Origin of the sequence: Fulvimarina fulva, assembly GCF_039652615.1 — a bacterium.
Taxonomy (GTDB): domain Bacteria; phylum Pseudomonadota; class Alphaproteobacteria; order Rhizobiales; family Rhizobiaceae; genus Fulvimarina.
Window position 1 is genome coordinate 1 of sequence record NZ_JBDJAC010000024.1, and the last position, 19,396, is coordinate 19,396.

Annotated in this window: 33 protein-coding genes, 1 tRNA gene and 2 pseudogenes; 31 read left to right on the forward strand and 5 right to left on the reverse strand. The window is 59.8% G+C overall.

Annotated features, from left to right (window positions below):
• The 31 genes from ABDX79_RS19170 to ABDX79_RS19320 form a co-directional block, all read left to right on the forward strand.
• Positions 1-123: EF-Tu C-terminal domain-related protein (locus ABDX79_RS19170; protein ID WP_463671105.1), on the forward strand; the 123-nt coding region annotated here is incomplete at its 5' end.
• A gap of 165 nt (positions 124-288) precedes the next feature.
• Positions 289-597 (forward strand): 30S ribosomal protein S10, encoded by a 309-nt coding sequence (gene rpsJ, locus ABDX79_RS19175; RefSeq protein WP_007066362.1) that lies wholly within the window; start codon positions 289-291, stop codon positions 595-597.
• Between the two features lie 25 nt (positions 598-622).
• The gene (gene rplC / locus ABDX79_RS19180) at positions 623-1,348 is read left to right on the forward strand and encodes a 50S ribosomal protein L3 (RefSeq protein WP_346221908.1); all 726 of its coding nucleotides are present in this window, start codon (positions 623-625) and stop codon (positions 1,346-1,348) included.
• Positions 1,348-1,968 carry a 50S ribosomal protein L4 gene (gene rplD, locus ABDX79_RS19185; RefSeq protein ID WP_346221934.1) on the forward strand — a complete coding sequence of 207 codons (621 nt, stop codon included), beginning with the start codon at positions 1,348-1,350 and terminating at the stop codon, positions 1,966-1,968. The genes rplC and rplD overlap by 1 nt, the downstream gene beginning before the upstream one ends.
• The gene (locus tag ABDX79_RS19190; RefSeq protein ID WP_346221909.1) at positions 1,965-2,258 is read left to right on the forward strand and encodes a 50S ribosomal protein L23; all 294 of its coding nucleotides are present in this window, start codon (positions 1,965-1,967) and stop codon (positions 2,256-2,258) included. The genes rplD and ABDX79_RS19190 overlap by 4 nt, the downstream gene beginning before the upstream one ends.
• A gap of 27 nt (positions 2,259-2,285) precedes the next feature.
• The gene (rplB, locus tag ABDX79_RS19195) at positions 2,286-3,122 is read left to right on the forward strand and encodes a 50S ribosomal protein L2 (protein WP_346221910.1); all 837 of its coding nucleotides are present in this window, start codon (positions 2,286-2,288) and stop codon (positions 3,120-3,122) included.
• A 12-nt stretch (positions 3,123-3,134) separates the two neighbouring features.
• Complete coding sequence (gene rpsS / locus ABDX79_RS19200) at positions 3,135-3,413, forward strand: 30S ribosomal protein S19 (protein ID WP_007066367.1); 279 nt, start codon at positions 3,135-3,137, stop codon at positions 3,411-3,413.
• Between the two features lie 3 nt (positions 3,414-3,416).
• Positions 3,417-3,806 carry a 50S ribosomal protein L22 gene (gene rplV, locus ABDX79_RS19205; RefSeq protein WP_346221911.1) on the forward strand — a complete coding sequence of 130 codons (390 nt, stop codon included), beginning with the start codon at positions 3,417-3,419 and terminating at the stop codon, positions 3,804-3,806.
• Positions 3,806-4,516, forward strand: coding sequence for a 30S ribosomal protein S3 (gene rpsC, locus ABDX79_RS19210; protein WP_346221912.1), 711 nt, complete (start codon positions 3,806-3,808; stop codon positions 4,514-4,516). Before rplV ends, rpsC begins: the two co-directional genes overlap by 1 nt.
• Before the next feature lie 26 nt (positions 4,517-4,542).
• Positions 4,543-4,956 (forward strand): 50S ribosomal protein L16, encoded by a 414-nt coding sequence (gene rplP / locus ABDX79_RS19215; protein WP_007066370.1) that lies wholly within the window; start codon positions 4,543-4,545, stop codon positions 4,954-4,956.
• A 12-nt stretch (positions 4,957-4,968) separates the two neighbouring features.
• Entirely contained in the window at positions 4,969-5,163 is a 195-nt protein-coding gene (gene rpmC / locus ABDX79_RS19220) for a 50S ribosomal protein L29 (RefSeq protein WP_007066371.1), read from the forward strand.
• 16 nt (positions 5,164-5,179) lie between these two features.
• Positions 5,180-5,428: a 30S ribosomal protein S17 gene (gene rpsQ / locus ABDX79_RS19225; protein ID WP_346221913.1), complete on the forward strand. Its 249-nt coding sequence runs from the start codon at positions 5,180-5,182 to the stop codon at positions 5,426-5,428.
• A gap of 65 nt (positions 5,429-5,493) precedes the next feature.
• Positions 5,494-5,862 (forward strand): 50S ribosomal protein L14, encoded by a 369-nt coding sequence (rplN, locus tag ABDX79_RS19230; RefSeq protein ID WP_346221914.1) that lies wholly within the window; start codon positions 5,494-5,496, stop codon positions 5,860-5,862.
• A gap of 12 nt (positions 5,863-5,874) precedes the next feature.
• A complete protein-coding gene (gene rplX, locus ABDX79_RS19235) occupies positions 5,875-6,189 on the forward strand; it encodes a 50S ribosomal protein L24 (RefSeq protein WP_346221915.1) in 315 nt (104 codons plus the stop codon).
• Positions 6,182-6,745 (forward strand): 50S ribosomal protein L5, encoded by a 564-nt coding sequence (rplE, locus tag ABDX79_RS19240; protein WP_346221916.1) that lies wholly within the window; start codon positions 6,182-6,184, stop codon positions 6,743-6,745. Before rplX ends, rplE begins: the two co-directional genes overlap by 8 nt.
• 24 nt (positions 6,746-6,769) lie before the next feature.
• The gene (gene rpsN, locus ABDX79_RS19245) at positions 6,770-7,075 is read left to right on the forward strand and encodes a 30S ribosomal protein S14 (RefSeq protein WP_346221917.1); all 306 of its coding nucleotides are present in this window, start codon (positions 6,770-6,772) and stop codon (positions 7,073-7,075) included.
• Between the two features lie 13 nt (positions 7,076-7,088).
• On the forward strand, positions 7,089-7,487 hold the full coding sequence (gene rpsH, locus ABDX79_RS19250) for a 30S ribosomal protein S8 (protein WP_346221918.1): 399 nt from the start codon (positions 7,089-7,091) through the stop codon (positions 7,485-7,487).
• A gap of 48 nt (positions 7,488-7,535) precedes the next feature.
• Positions 7,536-8,069, forward strand: a complete 534-nt coding sequence (gene rplF, locus ABDX79_RS19255) for a 50S ribosomal protein L6 (RefSeq protein WP_346221919.1) — start codon at positions 7,536-7,538, stop codon at positions 8,067-8,069.
• 3 nt (positions 8,070-8,072) lie between these two features.
• Positions 8,073-8,435, forward strand: coding sequence for a 50S ribosomal protein L18 (gene rplR / locus ABDX79_RS19260; protein WP_346221920.1), 363 nt, complete (start codon positions 8,073-8,075; stop codon positions 8,433-8,435).
• A 118-nt stretch (positions 8,436-8,553) separates the two neighbouring features.
• A complete protein-coding gene (rpsE, locus tag ABDX79_RS19265; protein ID WP_346221921.1) occupies positions 8,554-9,135 on the forward strand; it encodes a 30S ribosomal protein S5 in 582 nt (193 codons plus the stop codon).
• 31 nt (positions 9,136-9,166) lie between these two features.
• Positions 9,167-9,364 carry a 50S ribosomal protein L30 gene (gene rpmD, locus ABDX79_RS19270; RefSeq protein WP_463671206.1) on the forward strand — a complete coding sequence of 66 codons (198 nt, stop codon included), beginning with the start codon at positions 9,167-9,169 and terminating at the stop codon, positions 9,362-9,364.
• Positions 9,365-9,473: 109 nt separating this feature from the next.
• Positions 9,474-9,929 (forward strand): 50S ribosomal protein L15, encoded by a 456-nt coding sequence (gene rplO / locus ABDX79_RS19275; RefSeq protein ID WP_346221923.1) that lies wholly within the window; start codon positions 9,474-9,476, stop codon positions 9,927-9,929.
• 56 nt (positions 9,930-9,985) lie between these two features.
• A complete protein-coding gene (locus ABDX79_RS19280; protein WP_346221924.1) occupies positions 9,986-10,219 on the forward strand; it encodes a hypothetical protein in 234 nt (77 codons plus the stop codon).
• Positions 10,183-11,523 carry a preprotein translocase subunit SecY gene (gene secY, locus ABDX79_RS19285; protein ID WP_346221925.1) on the forward strand — a complete coding sequence of 447 codons (1,341 nt, stop codon included), beginning with the start codon at positions 10,183-10,185 and terminating at the stop codon, positions 11,521-11,523. The genes ABDX79_RS19280 and secY overlap by 37 nt, the downstream gene beginning before the upstream one ends.
• Positions 11,520-12,167, forward strand: a complete 648-nt coding sequence (locus tag ABDX79_RS19290; RefSeq protein ID WP_346221926.1) for an adenylate kinase — start codon at positions 11,520-11,522, stop codon at positions 12,165-12,167. Before secY ends, ABDX79_RS19290 begins: the two co-directional genes overlap by 4 nt.
• Positions 12,168-12,376: 209 nt before the next feature.
• Complete coding sequence (gene rpsM, locus ABDX79_RS19295; RefSeq protein WP_346221927.1) at positions 12,377-12,745, forward strand: 30S ribosomal protein S13; 369 nt, start codon at positions 12,377-12,379, stop codon at positions 12,743-12,745.
• Between the two features lie 82 nt (positions 12,746-12,827).
• Complete coding sequence (gene rpsK / locus ABDX79_RS19300; protein ID WP_346221928.1) at positions 12,828-13,214, forward strand: 30S ribosomal protein S11; 387 nt, start codon at positions 12,828-12,830, stop codon at positions 13,212-13,214.
• A 147-nt stretch (positions 13,215-13,361) separates the two neighbouring features.
• Positions 13,362-14,414 (forward strand): DNA-directed RNA polymerase subunit alpha, encoded by a 1,053-nt coding sequence (locus ABDX79_RS19305; protein ID WP_346221929.1) that lies wholly within the window; start codon positions 13,362-13,364, stop codon positions 14,412-14,414.
• Positions 14,415-14,619: 205 nt separating this feature from the next.
• Positions 14,620-15,048, forward strand: coding sequence for a 50S ribosomal protein L17 (rplQ, locus tag ABDX79_RS19310; RefSeq protein ID WP_346221930.1), 429 nt, complete (start codon positions 14,620-14,622; stop codon positions 15,046-15,048).
• A 126-nt stretch (positions 15,049-15,174) separates the two neighbouring features.
• Positions 15,175-16,197, forward strand: coding sequence for an SDR family oxidoreductase (locus ABDX79_RS19315; protein WP_346221931.1), 1,023 nt, complete (start codon positions 15,175-15,177; stop codon positions 16,195-16,197).
• A 208-nt stretch (positions 16,198-16,405) separates the two neighbouring features.
• Positions 16,406-16,495: transfer RNA gene (locus ABDX79_RS19320), tRNA-Ser, on the forward strand.
• A gap of 81 nt (positions 16,496-16,576) precedes the next feature.
• On the opposite strand, the pseudogene ABDX79_RS19325 reads toward ABDX79_RS19320, so the two are convergent.
• From ABDX79_RS19325 to ABDX79_RS19340, 5 genes and pseudogenes are all read right to left on the reverse strand, one after another.
• A pseudogene (locus tag ABDX79_RS19325) lies at positions 16,577-17,526 on the reverse strand (IS630 family transposase).
• 76 nt (positions 17,527-17,602) lie between these two features.
• A complete protein-coding gene (locus ABDX79_RS19790) occupies positions 17,603-17,833 on the reverse strand; it encodes a hypothetical protein (RefSeq protein ID WP_463671207.1) in 231 nt (76 codons plus the stop codon).
• Positions 17,781-18,377: a phage late control D family protein gene (locus ABDX79_RS19330; protein ID WP_346221935.1), complete on the reverse strand. Its 597-nt coding sequence runs from the start codon at positions 18,375-18,377 to the stop codon at positions 17,781-17,783. Before ABDX79_RS19330 ends, ABDX79_RS19790 begins: the two co-directional genes overlap by 53 nt.
• Positions 18,302-19,024, reverse strand: coding sequence for a GAD-like domain-containing protein (locus tag ABDX79_RS19335; RefSeq protein WP_346221932.1), 723 nt, complete (start codon positions 19,022-19,024; stop codon positions 18,302-18,304). The genes ABDX79_RS19330 and ABDX79_RS19335 overlap by 76 nt, the downstream gene beginning before the upstream one ends.
• A gap of 183 nt (positions 19,025-19,207) precedes the next feature.
• A pseudogene (locus ABDX79_RS19340) lies at positions 19,208-19,396 on the reverse strand (IS5 family transposase); the annotation flags it as partial.

Consider the following 19,396-nt stretch of genomic DNA (forward strand, 5'->3'; position numbering starts at 1 on the left):
GACAACGTGACGATGGACGTGACGCTGATCGTTCCGATCGCGATGGAAGAAAAGCTGCGCTTCGCGATCCGCGAAGGCGGCCGCACCGTCGGCGCCGGCATCGTCGCATCGATCGTCGAATAAACGGCAAATGGAGTTGGGCGCGCCCCGGCCTTAGCGGGGCGCGTTTTTTCTTGGCCTTCGGCAACGGAAGGCAGGCGGCTCAGCTGCCATTCGAATGGCTGACAAGAAGATAAAACGTTCGGAAAGCGCCGGTGGACCGGAAGGCTCCGACAGAGGACGAATTAAATGAACGGCCAGAATATCCGCATCCGCCTGAAGGCGTTCGATCACCGGGTTCTTGACGCTTCGACGCGTGAGATCGTCTCGACCGCCAAGCGGACTGGTGCGAACGTTCGCGGACCGATCCCGCTTCCGACGCGGATCGAAAAATTTACCGTGAACCGGTCGCCGCACATCGACAAGAAGTCGCGCGAACAGTTCGAGATGCGTACCCACAAGCGTCTGCTCGACATCGTCGACCCGACGCCGCAGACGGTCGATGCTCTTATGAAGCTCGACCTCGCCGCCGGCGTCGATGTCGAGATCAAGCTCTGATTCGAGCGGGGAAGGAATGAGACCCATGCGTTCAGGAGTGATCGCTCAGAAGGTCGGGATGACCCGCATCTACACGGATGCCGGCGAACATGTCCCGGTCACCGTCCTGAAGGTCGAGAACCTTCAGGTCGTCGGTCAGCGGACCCAGGACAAGAACGGCTACAGCGCCGTTCAGGTCGGGGCTGGCCTCGCCAAGGTGAAGAACACCTCTAAGGCCATGCGCGGCGTGTTCGCGCAGGCCAAAGTCGAGCCGAAGCGCAAACTCGTCGAGTTCCGCGTCACGGAAGACAACATGATCGACATCGGTGCCGAAATCACCGCCGATCACTTTGTCGAAGGCCAGATGGTTGACGTGACGGGCACCTCGATCGGTAAGGGCTTCGCCGGCGCCATGAAGCGTCACAACTTCGGCGGCATGCGTGCCACCCACGGCGTTTCCGTCTCGCACCGTGCCCATGGTTCGACTGGTCAGAACCAGGACCCCGGCAAGGTGTTCAAGGGCAAGAAGATGGCTGGCCATATGGGCCAGGTCCGCGTCACCACCCAGAACCTTCAGATCGTGCGCACCGATGCCGAGAAGGGTCTGATCCTGGTTCGCGGCGCTGTTCCCGGTTCCAAGGGCGGCTGGATCGAAATTCGCGATGCCGTCAAGGCCTCTCTGCCTGACAACGCGCCGAAGCCTGCCGCACTGCGCGGCGCTGGCTCGAACGGTGCCCAAGAAGAAGCGGCCGCCGCTGAGGGAGCGGAATGATGGACGTTACGATCAAGAATCTCGACGGCGCCGACGCAGGCACCGTCACCCTGTCCGAGGCGATCTTCGGTCTGGATCCCCGCGAGGACATCCTGCATCGCATGGTGCGCTACCAGCTTGCCAAGCGTCAGCAGGGCACGCATTCGACGCTTGGTCGTTCGGAGGTGGCTCGCACCGGTGCCAAGATGTACCGCCAGAAGGGAACCGGTCGGGCTCGTCACTCGACGGCGAAAGCTCCCCAGTTCCGCGGCGGTGGCGTCGCACACGGCCCGAAGCCGCGTAGCCATGCGATCGACCTGCCGAAGAAGCTCCGCGCTCTCGCGCTGAAGCATGCGCTTTCGGCGAAGGCCAAGTCAGGCGGTCTCATCGTCGTCGACGAGCTCAAGGCTGACGAAGCCAAGACGAAGTCGATGGCCAAGAGCCTTGCAGGTCTCGGTATCGAGAACGCCCTCATCATCGGTGGCAGCGAACTCGACCAGAACTTTGCCCGCGCCTCGCGCAACATCGCCAAGATCGATGTGCTGCCGGTACAGGGCATCAATGTTTACGACATCCTTCGTCGTCCGACCCTCGTTCTTTCGAAGTCGGCCGTCGAAGCTCTCGAGGAGCGTTTCAAATGAGCGACGTTCGCCACTACGACGTCATCACCTCGCCGGTGATCACCGAGAAGTCGACGCTTCTTTCCGAGAAGAATCAGGTCGTCTTCAACGTTCCGAAGACCGCAACGAAGCCGCAGATCAAGGCGGCCGTCGAGGCTCTGTTCGAGGTGAAGGTTACGGCTGTGAACACCCTGCTCCGCAAGGGCAAGGTGAAGCGCTTCCGCGGCCGCATCGGCAAGCAGAGCGATCAGAAGAAAGCCATCGTGACCCTGGCCGAAGGTCAGTCGATCGATGTCTCGACCGGTCTTTGATCGCGTAAGGACCGGAGGAACAGCATCATGGCACTGAAGAATTTCAAACCGACAACGTCGAGCCAGCGTACGCTGGTCATCGTCGATCGTTCGGGCCTCTGGAAGGGCAAGCCGGTCAAGCATCTGACCGAGGGCCTGACCGGAAGCGGCGGTCGTAACAACACCGGCCGTATCACCGCCCGCTATCAGGGTGGTGGTCATAAGCGCACCTATCGCAAGATCGACTTCAAGCGTCGCAAGCTCGACATGGCTGCCACCGTCGAGCGGCTTGAATACGATCCGAACCGTACGGCCTTCATCGCTCTCATCAAGTATGAGGACGGCGAAGTTTCCTACATTCTCGCTCCGCAGCGCCTCGCGGTCGGCGATCAGGTCATCTCCGGCAAGTCCGGCGTCGACGTGAAGCCGGGCAACGCGATGCCGCTGTCGGCCATGCCGGTCGGTACCATCATCCACAATGTGGAGATGAAGCCGGAGAAGGGCGGTCAGATCGCACGTTCGGCTGGCGCTTATGCGCAGCTCGTCGGTCGCGATCCGCAGATGGCGATCCTGCGTTTGAATTCGGGTGAGCAGCGTCTCGTCCCATCGTCCTGTTTTGCGACGGTCGGCGCGGTTTCCAATCCCGACCATGCGAATATCAGCCTCGGCAAGGCTGGTCGCAAGCGTTGGCTCGGCAAGCGCCCGCATGTTCGCGGCGTCGTCATGAACCCGGTCGATCACCCGCATGGTGGTGGTGAAGGCCGGACCTCGGGCGGTCGCCATCCTGTTTCCCCGTGGGGCAAGCCGACCAAGGGCAAGCGGACGCGTTCGAACAAGGCGACCGACAAGTTCATCATGCGCTCGCGCCACCAGCGGAAGAAATAAGGGAATTTTCGAATGACACGTTCCGTCTGGAAAGGCCCGTTCGTCGACGGATACCTTCTCAAGAAGGCCGAGAAGTCGCGCGAAAGCGGTCGCAACGACGTTATCAAGATCTGGAGCCGTCGCTCCACCATCCTGCCGCAGTTCGTCGGTCTTACCTTCGGCGTCTACAACGGCAACAAGCACATTCCGGTCTCGGTCAGCGAGGATATGGTCGGACACAAGTTCGGCGAGTTCTCCCCGACGCGGACCTATTACGGCCACGGCGCCGACAAGAAGGCGAAGAGGAAGTAAACCATGGGCAAGGCGAAGGCCGAGCGTCAGCTCAAGGACAACGAAGCGAAAGCCGTTGCCCGCACGATCCGGGTCAGTCCGCAGAAGCTCAACCTGGTTGCCGCGATGATCCGCGGCAAGAAGGTGGACCGGGCTCTCGCCGACCTGACCTTCTCGCGCAAGCGTATTTCTGACACCGTCAAAAAGACACTTGAAAGCGCGATCGCAAACGCAGAAAACAACCACGACCTCGACGTCGATTCGCTGTTCGTCGCTGAGGCTTACGTCGGCAAATCGATCACGATGAAGCGCTTTCATGCCCGGGGCCGCGGTCGCGCCAGCCGGGTTGAGAAGCCGTTCTCGCATCTGACGATTGTCGTGCGTGAGGTCGAAGAACTCGAGGAGGCCGCGTAATGGGTCAAAAAATCAACCCGACCGGTTTCCGGCTCGGGATCAACCGCACCTGGGATAGCCGCTGGTTCGCCGATGGTCGCGAATATGGCGCTCTGCTCCATGAAGATCTGAAGATCCGCAAGTTCCTGCTCGAAGAGCTGAAGCAGGCTGCTGTGTCCAAGATCGTCATCGAGCGCCCGCACAAGAAGTGCCGGATTTCGATTCACTCGGCTCGTCCGGGTATCGTCATCGGCAAGAAGGGCGCTGACATCGAAAAGCTTCGCAAGAAGCTCTCCTCGATGACCGACGCCGAGACGCACATCAACATCGTCGAGGTGCGCAAGCCCGAGACGGATGCGACCCTCGTCGCTCAGTCGATTGCCCAGCAGCTGGAGCGTCGCGTTGCGTTCCGCCGCGCCATGAAACGCGCCGTTCAGTCGGCGATGCGCCTCGGTGCCGAAGGTATCCGCATCAATTGCGGCGGCCGACTCGGCGGTGCCGAGATCGCCCGGACCGAATGGTACCGCGAAGGCCGCGTGCCGCTGCACACCCTGCGCGCCGATGTCGACTACGGCACGGCCGAGGCTGAAACGGCCTACGGGATCTGCGGCGTCAAGGTCTGGATCTTCAAGGGCGAGATTCTCGAACATGATCCGATGGCCTCCGAGCGTCGTCAGGTCGAGGGCGAAGGCCAGGGTAGCGGTGGCGGTCGTCGTCGCGAACACGCCTAAGCGATTAGCATTCGGAGTATTAGAAGATGCTGCAGCCAAAGCGCACGAAATACCGGAAGGCGTTCAAGGGCCGCATTCACGGGAACGCCAAGGGCGGAACAGCGCTGAATTTCGGCGCTTACGGCCTGAAGGCAGTTGACCCGGAGCGCGTCACTGCGCGCCAGATCGAAGCGGCTCGCCGCGCGATTACCCGCCACATGAAGCGTCAGGGCCGCGTTTGGATCCGGATTTTCCCGGATCTTCCCGTGACCTCGAAGCCTACCGAAGTCCGTATGGGTAAAGGTAAGGGTTCGGTCGACTATTGGGCGGCACGCGTTCATCCGGGCCGTATCATGTTTGAAATCGACGGCGTCGACGAACTGGTCGCACGTGAAGCCCTGCGTCTTGGAGCTGCGAAGCTTCCGGTGCGTACGCGCTTCATCCAGCGTATCGCCGAGTAAGGAGAGTTTGACGTGAAAGCTTCCGACGTCAGATCGATGACCCAGGACGAACTCACCGACGAGCTCGTAAAGCTGAAGAAGGAGCAGTTCAATCTGCGCTTCCAGCGTGCCACGGGTCAGCTCGAAAACACCGCCCGCGTGCGTCAGATCCGTCGCGATATCGCGCGGATCAAGACCATCTCCGCTCAGAAGGCGGCAGGGGCTTAAGGCCTGAGGAACGAATATGCCGAAACGAATTCTGCAGGGGACCGTGGTCTCCGACAAGAACGACAAAACAGTCGTCGTCCTGGTGGAGCGTCGCTTCACCCACCCGCTCTTCAAGAAGACGGTGCGCCGGACCAAGCGCTACAAGGCGCACGACGAAACCAATCAGTTTAAGGTTGGTGACCGCGTCTCGATCGAGGAAACACGTCCCATTTCCAGGGACAAGAACTGGATCGTCGTAACAGAAGAATCCGCAGTCGCGGGTTGAGTAATTTTCCGGGAGTGGCGTTCTTTCGAGGGCGTTCCCGGCAGTAGCTTATAAGGCGAGCTGACATGATTCAGATGCAAACAAACTTGGACGTGGCCGATAATTCGGGCGCCCGCCGCGTTATGTGCATCAAGGTTCTGGGCGGTTCCAAGCGCAAGTACGCTTCCGTGGGCGACATCATCGTCGTCTCGATCAAGGAAGCCATCCCGCGCGGACGCGTCAAGAAGGGCGATGTGGCAAAGGCGGTCGTGGTTCGCACGGCCAAGGACATCCGTCGTGCAGACGGCTCGGTCATTCGTTTCGATACGAATGCCGCCGTTCTGATCAACAACAACAAAGAGCCTATCGGCACACGCATCTTTGGCCCGGTTCCCCGTGAACTGCGCGCCAAGAACCATATGCGCATCGTGTCGCTGGCACCGGAAGTTCTTTAAGGGGAGCGGACGATGAACAGACTCCGTAAAGGCGACAAGGTCGTCGTGCTCGCCGGCAAGGACAAGGGCCGTTCGGGCGAAATCACGAAGATGATGCCCAAGGACGAGAAGGCTCTCGTCGGCGGGATCAACATGGTCAAGCGCCATCAGCGCCAGACCCAGAATGCCGAGGCAGGCATCATCTCCAAGGAAGCGCCGATCCATCTGTCGAACCTTGCGCTCGCCGATCCGAAGGACGGCAAGCCGACCCGCGTCGGGATCAAGGTGGGCGACGATGGCAAGCGGGTGCGCTTCGCCAAGCGTTCGGGAGAAGAGATCAATGGCTGAAGCCGCTTCCGTCTACGAGCCGCGCCTCAAGGGCGTCTATCGCGAAGAGATTCGTGGAAAAATGCAGGAGCAGTTTTCCTATCGGAACCCGATGGAGGTTCCGCGGATCGAAAAGATCGTGATCAACATGGGTGTCGGCGAAGCGACCGGCGACTCCAAGAAGCCCGCTAACGCGGCCGAGTCCCTCGCTTTGATCGCAGGTCAGAAACCTGTTATCACCCACGCGAAGAAGTCGATCGCCGGTTTCAAGGTTCGTGAAGGCATGCCGATCGGCACGAAGGTCACGCTCCGCAAGGACCGGATGTACGAATTCCTCGATCGTCTCGTGCAGATTGCTCTGCCGCGCGTTCGGGACTTTCGTGGACTGAATCCAAAAAGCTTCGATGGTCGTGGCAACTACGCCATGGGCATCAAGGAACACATCGTTTTCCCCGAGATCAACTACGACAAGGTCGATCAGATGTGGGGAATGGACATCATCGTTTGTACGACGGCGAAAACCGACGAGGAAGCCCGCGCCCTTCTGAAGGCGTTCAACTTCCCCTTCCGCCAGTAACGGCATTCGAGAAAGGATCTTATCATGGCCAAAAAAGGCATGATCGAGCAGAACAAGCACCGTCGCGAGATGGTTGCCAAGTATGCCGCCAAGCGCGCAGCGCTGAAGGCGGTCACGAAGAATGCCGATGCCTCAATGGAAGAACGCTTCAAGGCCCAGCTCGAGCTGGCCGACCTGCCGCGTAACTCTTCCAAGACCCGCATCCGTAATCGTTGCGAGGTATCGGGCCGTCCGCGGGCCTATTATCGCAAGCTCAAGATGAGCCGTATCGCGCTTCGCGAGCTCGGTAACAATGGCCAGATCCCTGGTCTCGTCAAGTCAAGCTGGTAAGGGAGCGTAGATCATGCAGTTGTCCGATCCTCTTGGCGATATGCTGACGCGCATCCGCAATGCGTTGATGCGTAACAAGACGAGCGTTTCCACGCCAGCTTCCAAGCTGCGCGGCCGCGTTCTCGATGTCCTGAAGGCCGAAGGCTACATTCGGGGCTACACGATTACCGAACACGGCACCGGCAAGACCGAGTTCGATATCGAGCTGAAATATTACGAGGGCGCGCCGGTCATCCGCGAGATCGCCCGCGTCTCCAAGCCTGGCCGCCGCGTCTATGTGTCGGCCAAGACCATTCCGCAGGTCGCGAACGGCCTCGGCGTCACGGTCCTTTCGACTCCGAAGGGCGTCATGGCCGACCACTCCGCTCGCGAGCAGAACGTGGGCGGCGAGGTTCTCTGCCAGGTCCTCTAAGGGCTCAAGGCAAGAGACGTCGCAGAGCAAACGGACAAGGTTTCGAATATGTCTCGTATTGGTAAGAAGCCGGTCGCTGTGCCCAATGGCGTGACTGCCTCGGTCGAGGGGCAGACGGTCAAGGCGAAGGGACCGAAGGGCGAACTTCAGTTCGTCGTGAATGACGAGGTTCTCGTCAAGATGGAAGACGGTGCCATCCAGGTCGATCCGAAGGATCAGTCCAAGGAAGCGCGGTCGAAGTGGGGCATGTCCCGCACCATGATCCAGAACATCATGACGGGCGTCGTGTCCGGTTTCGAGAAGAAGCTGGAAATCTCGGGCGTCGGTTATCGCGCGGCCAAGCAGGGCAATAACCTGCAGCTGTCGCTCGGGTTCTCACACGAAGTGATCTACAAGGCGCCGGAAGGCATCGAGATCACCGTGCCGAAGCCGACCGAAATCACGGTCAACGGCATCGACAAGCAGCGCGTCGGCCAGGTTGCCGCGGAGATCCGCGAATACCGTCCGCCGGAGCCCTACAAGGGCAAGGGCGTGAAGTATGCCGGCGAGAAGATCGTCCGCAAGGAAGGCAAGAAGAAGTAAGTCATGGCTACGAAAACGGAAACACTGCGTCGCCGGGCTATGCGGATTCGTCGTTCGGTCAAGAAGGTGGCGAACGGTCGTCCGCGCCTTTCGGTGCATCGCTCTTCGAAACATATCTATGCCCAGATCATCGACGACAGCGTCGGCCGCACACTGGCCGCCGCTTCTTCGCTCGATCCCACGCTGAAGGGCGAGCTCAAGACGGGCGCCGATGTCGAAGCGGCATCCGCAGTCGGGAAGCTCGTCGCCGAGCGCGCCAAGGAAGCCGGTGTCTCCGACGTCGTCTTCGATCGCGGCGCGTTCATCTATCACGGTCGGATCAAGGCCGTGGCTGAGGGTGCTCGCGAAGGCGGCCTCAATTTTTAATCTTCCTATGTCCGGTGCTTTCTTGTATCGGACAGCTGAAAGATCTAGCGGAACGGGCTGCCTCACGGCGCCCGTTCTTTTCGCAATGACGCCTCCGGAAAAGAACAAGGACTAGGATATGGCGCCTCGTGACAACCGCAGAGAAGAGCAGGACGACGGCTTCGTCGACAAGCTCGTTCACATCAACCGCGTCGCCAAGGTGGTGAAGGGTGGCCGTCGCTTCGGCTTCGCAGCCCTCGTCGTCGTCGGCGATCTCAAGGGCCGCGTCGGCTTCGGCCACGGCAAGGCACGCGAAGTGCCGGAAGCGATCCGCAAGGCGACGGAAGCTGCCAAGCGCGATCTGATTTTCGTGCCGCTGAAGGATGGCCGCACGCTTCATCATGACGTTCATGGTCGCCATGGCGCCGGCAAGGTTCTGCTCCGTGCGGCCGAACAGGGTACCGGTATCATCGCCGGTGGTCCGATGCGCGCCGTCTTCGAAGCCGTCGGCATGCACGACGTCGTTGCGAAGTCGCTCGGCTCGTCGAACCCCTACAACATGGTTCGCGCGACCTTCGATGGCCTGAAAGAGGCGTCTCATCCGAAGGACATCGCCGCCAAGCGTGGAATCAAGTATTCCGAGCTGCAGGCGCGTCGTCAGGCCGCCACGGGTCACCACCCGCAGGCTGAATCGTCCGAAGAAACTGCCGACGCCGCTTAAGGGCGCGTCCAGTTCGATCTGATTGAAGGAGATGACTTCGATGGCTGAAAAAACAGTGACGGTCGTTCAGACGGGTAGCCCGATCCGCCGTGCGAAAGATCAGCGCCAGACCCTCGTGGGACTTGGCCTGAACAAGATGCACCGCCAGCGCACCCTCGAGGACACGCCCTCCGTTCGCGGCATGATCGCCAAGGTCCAGCACCTTGTGACGGTAGTCGAAACGGCATGATGAGCCGGTGGGCGGCCATGGTCCGTCCACCCCAACCAGTTTTCAACGCGGTCTCTGGGCCCTCGTCGCGAATTTCGCCTGACGCGCCCCGTTCCGCTGGAGAAGAACAATGAAACTGAACGAAATTACCGACAACGAAGGCGCGGTTCATTCGCGCAAGCGCGTCGGGCGCGGTATCGGTTCCGGCAAAGGCAAGACCGGCGGACGCGGCGTCAAGGGCCAGAAGTCCCGTTCGGGTGTCGCGATCAACGGTTACGAGGGTGGCCAGATGCCGCTCTACCGGCGTCTGCCGAAGCGTGGCTTCACCAATATCTTCGCCAAGAACTACTCGATCGTGTCTGTCGGCCGCCTTCAGCAGGCTGTCGATGCGGGCAAGCTGGACGCTTCCGGCGAGGTCGATGCCGGCGCTCTGATCGCAGCCGGCGTCGTTCGCCGCGTCAAGGATGGCGTTCGCATTCTCGGTGACGGCGAGCTGACCGCATCGCTCAACCTCAACGTTGCGGGTGCCTCCAAGTCGGCCGTCGAAAAGGTCGAGAAGGCTGGCGGGTCGGTCAAGACCGCTTGAGTGAGTCGCAAGACCATTTCGTCCGCTCTCACGCCCCCGGCGTTACGGCGGGATAAATGATCGCCCGTTTCGTCCATTGGCTGGGCGGAACGGGCTTTTTGTTTGGAAGAGCGGCGGCGCTTGGCCGCTTTGCTTGCGTCCTCTGCGCCACCGGCTTATGTGTCCGGGCAGGCGGCGCGGCCAATAACGCGACAGCTTCCGCGCGCTCCGGCCATCTGATTGGCGAAGGGCGCGACACTCTGGAGATTTCCATATGGCATCGGCTGCAGAACAACTTGCCGCCAATTTGAATTTCTCGGCCTTTTCCAAGGCCGAAGACCTGAAAAAGCGGATCTGGTTCACGCTCGGTGCGCTGATCGTGTACCGGCTTGGCACCTATATTCCGATGCCGGGTATCAATCCCGACGCGCTGGCGCAGGCTTTCCAGCAGCAGTCCACCGGTATCCTCGGTCTGTTCAACATGTTTTCCGGTGGTGCGGTCGGCCGTATGGCGATCTTCGCACTCGGTATCATGCCCTACATCTCGGCCTCGATTATCATTCAGCTCATGACTTCGGTGATCCCGTCACTGGAGCAGCTGAAAAAAGAGGGAGAGCAGGGCCGCAAGGTCATCAACCAGTATACGCGCTACGGCACGGTCCTGCTCGCGATGGTGCAGGCCTATGGTATTGCCGTCGGATTGCAGACCCAGGCCAATATCGTCGTCAGCCCAGGCTGGTTCTTCACCATGTCGGCGGTTATCACGCTGGTTGGCGGGACGATGTTCCTGATGTGGCTCGGCGAGCAGATCACGGCGCGGGGCATCGGTAACGGTATCTCGCTGATCATCTTTGCCGGTATCGTCGCGAACCTGCCCTCGGCGCTCGCCAATCTGCTCGAGCTCGGTCGCACCGGCTCGCTCTCGACCGCGGTGATTATCGTGGTTATCGCCCTTGCGATCGGCACCGTTGCGATGATCGTGTTCTTCGAGCGTGCCCAGCGCCGCCTGCTGATCCAGTATCCGAAGCGCCAGGTCGGCAACCGCATGTTCCAGGGCGATACGTCCCATCTGCCGCTGAAGCTGAACACCGCCGGTGTCATTCCGCCGATCTTCGCGTCGTCCTTGCTGCTTCTGCCGGTAACGGTCGCCAATTTCTCCAACACCGAGGAATTGCCGGACTGGGCGACCTCCATCGTCGCCTCGCTCGGCCATGGTCAGCCGCTTTACATGCTGTTCTATGCGGCTTTGATCGGCTTTTTCGCTTTCTTCTACACCGCTGTCGTCTTCAACCCGAAGGAAACCGCGGACAATCTGAAGAAGCATGGCGGGTTCATTCCGGGTATCCGCCCGGGCGAGCGCACGGCGGAATACATCGACTACGTGCTGACCCGCATCACCGTGATCGGCGCTATCTATCTGGTTCTCATCTGTCTATTGCCTGAATTTCTCATATCCGCAGCCGGCGTTCCGTTCTATCTGGGTGGTACATCGCTGTTGATCGTCGTGAGCGTCACGATGGATACTGTGGCGCAGGTCCAGGGTCATCTGCTGGCCCACCAGTATGAAGGCCTGATCAAGAAGTCCAAGCTAAGAGGGGGGAAGAAGCGCCGATGAGATTGATATTGCTAGGGCCGCCGGGCGCGGGGAAGGGGACCCAGGCCAAGCGCCTCGTGGAAAGACACGGCGTTCCTCAACTTTCGACCGGTGACATGCTGCGTGACGCCGTCGCCAACCAGACCGAGGTCGGCAAGAAGGCCAAGGAGATCATGGACGCCGGGGATCTCGTTCCGGACGAGGTCGTCAATCAGATCGTCTCCGATCGCATCGAGGAGCCGGACTGCGCCAAGGGCTTCATTCTGGATGGCTATCCACGCACGCTCAACCAGGCAGATGCTCTCGACGCGATCCTGACCGCCAAGAGCATGAAGCTCGACCGCGTGGTCGAGATGAAGGTGGATGACGACGCGCTCGTTCACCGCATCACCGGCCGGTATACCTGCGCAAACTGCGGTGCCCTTTACCACGAGACCGACAAGAAGCCGGCGAAAGAAGGGGTTTGCGACAATTGCGGCTCTACGGAATTCAAGCGGCGCGCCGACGATAACGAGGATACGGTTCGCCAGCGTCTGCGGGCTTACTACAAGGATACGTCGCCACTGGTGGGCTATTATCATTGCAAGGGCTCGCTTGCCCGTGTCGATGGTATGGCCGAGATCGACGAGGTGACCACCTCCATCGAAAACGCGATCAAGGGCTGATCGCGGCTGAGTATTGATTTCGGAGGCGGAAAATTCCGCCTTCGGTTGACTTGTCAAGCGGTGTTTTTTATAGCCTAGCGCTATCCGCGAATCCGTTGCGATCGACGTGCGATCTTCCCATATCGGGAGGAACCATTTCGGTCGCTTTTGGCCGTACGCATTTGTCTTCAAGGCGGCGGCTGGCAACCACCAATTTTAGGAGTGACGACGTGGCACGTATCGCTGGCGTCAATATCCCGACGAGCAAACGCGCGGTCATCGCGCTGCAGTACATTCACGGCATCGGCCCATCCCATGCCAAGACCATCATGGCGAAGGCGAACCTCACCGAGGAGCGCCGGGTTAACGATCTGTCCGACTCGGAAGTTCAGCAGATCCGCGAGATCATCGACCGCGACTATCAGGTCGAGGGTGATCTTCGTCGTGAAACCTCGATGAACATCAAGCGTCTCATGGACCTCGGCTGCTATCGCGGCCTTCGCCATCGCCGCTCGCTTCCGGTCCGCGGTCAGCGCACGCATACCAATGCGCGCACCCGCAAGGGGCCTGCCAAGGCAATCGCCGGCAAGAAGAAGTAATTTCGATCGGGCGTTCGAGATGCCCGGTCAGGTGGAGCCGCCGGCACTACGGCGGTGATGAGATCAAAGAAAGACATAAAGCATGGCTAAAGAGCAGCGCGTTCGCCGCCGCGAGCGTAAGAACATCTCCGCGGGCGTCGCCCACGTCAATTCAACCTTCAACAACACGCTGATCACGATTACGGATGCGCAGGGCAATGCGATTTCCTGGTCGTCCGCCGGTGCACAGGGGTTCAAGGGTTCGCGCAAGTCGACCCCGTTCGCTGCGCAGATCGCTGCCGAGGACTGCGCCAAGAAGGCGCAGGAGCACGGCATGAAGACGTTGGAAGTCGAGGTTTGCGGACCCGGCTCGGGTCGTGAGTCCGCGCTCCGCGCATTGCAGGCTGCAGGCTTCACGATCACCTCGATCCGTGATGTGACGCCGATCCCGCACAATGGTGTTCGTCCGCGCAAGAAGCGCCGCGTCTAAGATCCCGATAACCCGGACGGCCAAGATGCTTTTCCGGGTTTCTCTGTTTCGTTCCCGCGCCGCTGTCCGTTCCCGGGCTGCGGCGCGTCGGCGTGTCAGAACCATCGCCACGAATGGATGGTGGCGAGGAAACTGAAAGGCATCCACATGATTGCTAGCAATTGGCAAGATCTCTCGAAGCCCAACCAGGTGGTCTTCAAGGGGAGCGGACGGACGAAGGCGTCACTGACCGCAGAGCCGCTGGAGCGTGGCTTCGGCCTGACGCTCGGCAACGCGCTTCGCCGCGTTCTCCTCTCCTCGCTTCAGGGCGCGGCCGTGACGGCTGTGCAGATCGACGGCGTTCTCCACGAGTTCTCCTCGATCCCGGGCGTACGCGAGGACGTGACCGACATCGTCCTCAACATCAAGGAAATCAACATCGGCATGCAGGGCGAAGGCCCGAAGCGGATGGTGGTTCGCAAGCAGGGGCCGGGCGTCGTTCGCGCCGGCGACATCCAGACCGTCGGTGATATCGAGGTTCTGAACCCGGATCACGAGATCTGCACCCTTGACGAGGGCGCCGAGATCCGCATGGAGTTCACGGTCAACACCGGCAAGGGCTATATTCCTGCCGATCAGAATCGTGCCGAAGATGCTCCGATCGGCCTCATCCCGGTCGATGCCCTGTTCTCGCCGGTCAAGAAAGTGTCCTACAAGGTCGAGAACACCCGCGAGGGCCAGGACCTGAACAAGGACAAGCTCACCATGCAGATCGAGACCGATGGTTCGATCTCTGGCGAGGATGCGGTGGCCTATGCTGCCCGCATCATTCAGGACCAGCTTTCGGTCTTCGTCAATTTCGAGGAGCCGCAGCGCGATCAGCGCGGCATGGCCATCGGGGCTGGTGTCGGCGGCGGCGCTGCTGCCGAAGAGCCGATGCAGGAGCTCGCTTTCAACCCGGCCTTGCTCAAGAAGGTCGACGAGCTGGAGCTGTCTGTCCGCTCGGCAAACTGCCTGAAGAACGACAACATCGTCTATATCGGCGACCTGATCCAGAAAACCGAAGCCGAGATGCTGCGCACCCCGAACTTCGGCCGCAAGTCGCTGAATGAGATCAAGGAAGTTCTGGCGTCCATGGGTCTCCATCTCGGTATGGAAGTCCAGGCCTGGCCGCCGGAGAACATCGACGATCTGGCCAAGCGCTACGAAGATCAGTATTAAGCCGATCCAATCGGCATGTAGGCTTCCCAGGCGAGGCCGATAGAGAACTCGGACCGGCGCACGCGGCGGACCCAACCATTCAAAGGAACGGCGACACGTCCCGATGCCGATAGAAGGCGAGGGGCGTGGACGCAAAGATCCCGACCTTCAGCGAGACACCCGAAAAGGGTGCATGCTGACTTTTTGATATTAAGGAAACCAACCCATGCGTCACGGAAATCGCGGCCGCAAACTCAATCGGACATCGAGCCATCGCAAGGCGATGTTCAAGAACATGTCCGTCTCTCTCATCACCCACGAGCAGATCGTCACGACGTTGCCGAAGGCGAAGGAGCTTCGCCCGATCGTCGAGAAGCTGATCACGCTCGGCAAGCGCGGTGATCTTCATGCTCGCCGTCAGGCTGCTTCCAAGCTGCAGGACGATGCGGCCGTCGTAAAGCTTTTCGATACGCTCGCAAGCCGCTATGCGGATCGCCAGGGCGGCTATTGCCGTGTCCTCAAGGCGGGTTACCGCTATGGCGACAACGCGCCGATGGCCGTGATCGAGTTCGTCGACCGCGACCCGGAAGCACGCGGCGCGGTGGATCGTGCCCGCCTCGAAGCTGAAGAGAGCGCGGAAAACGAGGCTGCGTAAGCTTTCGCTTTCTGATCGGCTTGACGAAGGGGCCCGCGGGGCCCCTTTTTCGTGTTATCCTCTTCCTGTGGAGGTTCCACGTCCTGGCCCTCCATAATGCGGTACGAACGACCAGGGATGATCCTCATGACAGATGATCTCGTTCTTCTGACCGGCGTCTCCGGGTTCATCGCCAAACATATTCTGAAGCGCCTTCTGGAAGAGGGATTTGCCGTCCGCGGCACGGTGCGTTCGATGGCGAAGGTGGACGAAGTCAGTGCCGCGATGGCGCATGCGGATGTCTCGACCGAACGGCTCGAATTCGCCGTTGCCGACCTGACCCAGGATGGGGGATGGAGCGAGGCCGCCCGCGACTGCCGGTATGTCATCCACAGCGCCTCGCCGTTTCCTTCCTTCCAGCCCAAGGACAAGTTCGGGCTTGTGCCGATTGCGCGGGACGGTACCCTGCGTGTGCTGAAGGCCGCACACGACGCTCGCGCGGAGCGCGTCGTGCTGACGTCATCCGTCGTTGCGGTCTATGTCGGCCATGGAGGCCGTGAGAACCGCGTTTTCACCGAAGCCGACTGGAGCGACGTCGACGGAGAGGGCGCTTACCCATACGCCGTGTCAAAGACCCTCGCCGAAAGGGCGGCCTGGGCGTTTTCGCGGGAAAACGATCTTGAACTTGCGACCGTCAATCCGGCTTTCGTTCTCGGCCCGATGATCGACGGGGTGAGGGGGACATCGCTCGATCTTCTGAACAATATGATGCGGGGCCGGCTTCCGGCGGTGCCTGATGCGGCCTTTGGTGTCGTCGATGTCCGTGACGTTGCCGAAGCCCATCTTCGAGCGATGACGGTCGATGCAGCGAAAAAACGGCGCTTTCTGATCTCCGGCGGCACGCGCTCACTCAAGGACATGGGCGCTGCGATCGCTCGAGACATGCCCGAACTCAAACGCCGCATGCCCCGCGTCACCCTCCCGGACTGGCTGGTTCGCGGTGCTGGCGTCCTGTCGCGCCAGGTCAGTCCGCTCGTGCCCGAACTGGGCAAGCCCAAAGCCTTCGATACGAGCCCGGCTCGCGATGTCCTCGGACTTCAGCTTCGAGACGCCGAAGAAGCGATTGTCGCTGCTGCCCGCAGTCTGAGGGATCATACGAAATCCGACTGATCGCTTCGCGTTGACGGATTGAAAAAACACGCATGCGCCGCGTGGGCTTCGATACTGTCCTCGGCTTAACCAGCCGGTTACGGTATCACGGGTCGGACTCGCTTTGGCCGCCGCGACATCAAAGAAGGCAAATGACTAAAGGCAGCGCTATTTCTGGCGCACCATGCTCTTGCAGGGAGTGTCAGTTCACGGTTATGGGTTCGGCGCCGGATGGGTGTCCGAGTGGTTTAAGGAACCGGTCTTGAAAACCGGCGTGCGGGAGACCGTACCGTGGGTTCGAATCCCACCCCATCCGCCATTCTTTCAGTTAAGTTAGACACATGATGAAAATTAGGTTTTATCCTAACCGTTCACCTAACCCATTTAGAGGGTGGGGTGATTAATCAGCAACATAGCCTTCGGCCTTGAGATAATTCCAGCATTCGTCTGGCTGGAAAAGCGCGCAAATGTCGCCGAGTGCTTGCCAGTGCCAGAGGTCGCCCGAAGTTCTTGCCTTTGCCTTTCGCAGAAGGGTTTTGAGCTTTGAGAAAGCCATTTCGATCGGGTTCAGGTCCGGCGAGTATTTCGGTCGCAAGAGGCGCCAGGCGCCGCGCTCGGCGAGAGCCTCGGCAGCCCGAGGGCTTTTGTGGACATTCAGATTGTCCATCATCACGACGTCGCCTGGCGACAGGCAGGGCGCCAGTTGGGTGCGCACGTAGACATCGAAAGCCGGGCCGTTCATCGCCCCGTTGATGACCCACGGCGCAATCAGGTCATGACAGCGCAGCCCCGCGATGAAAGTCTGCGTTTGCCTCCTGCCGAAAGGGGCGTCGGCCCGCAGCCTTTCGCCTGAAGGCTGCGGCCGCGCAGCGGAGCCATGTTGGTCTTCACGCTGGTTTCGTCGATGAACACCAGCCGTCCCGGCTGCCGGCGCATGAAGGGCTGGCGGCGATCACGCCATTCACGCCGGGCCGCTTTCACATCGCAGCGTCCTTGCTCCGATACCAACAGCGTTTTTTATAGGTGAACGCCGACCGGTAGAGCAGCTTGGACAGGTTCGACGGATCGACCGTCACCCCATGCTGCGCCTCGAGCCAGGCGGCAAGGTCCGGCATGGTGATATCCGGCTTGGCCTTCACTTTGTCGATCATGGCGTCATGATGAGGAGCAAGTTTCCCAGATGCCTTCGGGCGATCTTGCTTGGCCGGCGCCACCGATCCCGTTGCCGCATAACGGGCCTGAACTCGAACCGCCGTCGTCAAACCGCGCCGCCATCGCCTGACGCGAACTGCCTGCCCCAATGCCCCGAACGATCCGAAGCCGCAAATCTGATGAAACTGATTTTCCCATGGCGCACCTCCACCACCATGGAATCGAAATCTAAGCCAAAACAGAACCCCGAGATTCAGACTTCACGCCCGATGCTCTAGGTCTCGTGGACAGAGGGCATCCGTAGTTTGACTGCGGCGATGGAGACGAAGCCGAGATAGGACTCTCTGGTTTTGTCGTATCGGGTAGCGACCCGTCGCCAGTTCTTGAGTTTATTGAACAGGCGCTCGACGAGATTGCGCCATTTGTACTTCTCGGCGTCATGCGCCGGTGGATCAATCCGGTTCCGCTTGGCAGGAATGATCGCTTCGATGTCCGCCTTCCGCAAGTCTTCGCGTATCGCGGCTGTGTCGTATCCCTTGTCGGCCCCATTCGCTTTTCATGCGCGCCCGGTCCTCGATGATCGGGCTCGGACGATCAACCTCCTGGGCAGCGTGTGGCGTCTTGAAGTTATACTCCGTCAGGCGAACCGCGCCGGTGGTGACCCGCGTGCCGCCATGCCATTCGCGGAAATGCTCTTCCTCGCCCGGATGCCAGCGATCGACGCCGCGATAGGGCCGGGCCCCGCCTTCGCCCGCGATGAGGTCGTGGGCGTCCACATGATCGGTGAGGCGCAGAATGTGCGCGCCGTCCTCGTGCCGGAAGGACCAAGTGATGCCGAAGCGCTCCATCAGCCTTCGGCAGAAATCGGCGTCGCTCTCGCCGTATTGCACGGTGTATTCGAGGACCGGATAGTCAGCAAATCGAATTGCTTTGAGACTTGCCAGTGCAGCCCAAAGGTTCGCTATACTGGTCGTTATCCAATTTCTCGGATGGCCGTATATCTGCCGCGTTCTAATTGCATCAGATAAAACGAACCAAGCTGAGCTAATAAGGTGAAATGCTCCAGAGCTTGCACCCTTTGGATATTTTCCAACCGGCGTTTAGGGTTATCGATTCCAGCAAGGGCTACAGCCGGGAAGTAGCCGTAACATTCACCACGATTGAGTGAGCCGTGTGCAGCGACACAGCGTGCGAACATTGGTTCTCCGGTCGCGTCAAACTCTTCATAGTCACTCTCTTCGAACGGCAAGAGCGAGCGTGCCAAAACATTTGGATCGTTGCTCCACTCACGCTTCGGCAAGCCAGCTATTTTGGTAAAATACGTCGGTGCAAGTTTGCTGGAGGTGACTCTCTGATCTACTAGATCGATTTCAAAATGATCGTGCCGTTTCGACCAGCAGATCAGGCGTCCGAAAGCTGAATACGCGACCACAAAACAATCATTATGACTAAAATCGGGATCGGCTTGAAACACAAGCGCTAAAATTGAGGAAAAAGGAGCAGGATCGCAATATTGAATTTTACGGTTAAAATAGTCTCCAAATCCATATATACTTACGAATTCTACGAAGCTGGCCGGCAGGTGTGTGGCCAATCGTTTACGTTGTGCAAGCGTGAGGTGAACAGCTCGTTGCGGCGGCCCGAAATCGTCTATCGTTTCTCCGAAAAAACTATCCATAAAATAAAACTCGCCCATCACTCAGCATGGTTGCAACTCCACTTTCATTTTTCGGTGTGCGCTTCCATTATTGCGCATACGACTCGCTTCCATTCGCACCGATTCAGCGCGTCCTTTCTGTGCCCACATGGGGCCGATACGTTGGTTCTCTGCCCCACCCCCCTATTCCAACGATGGAGGGATCTCCGCCAGCAATGATATCTAGGCCTCGTGGACAAAGGGTAGCCAAAGTTTGATTGCTGCAATGGAGACGAAGCCGAGATAGGGCTCTCTGGTTTTGTCGTATCGGGTAGCGACCCGTCGCCAGTTCTTGAGTTTGTTGAACAGGCGCTCGACGAGATTGCGCCATTTGTACTTCTCAGCGTTATGCGCCGGCGGATCGATCCGGTT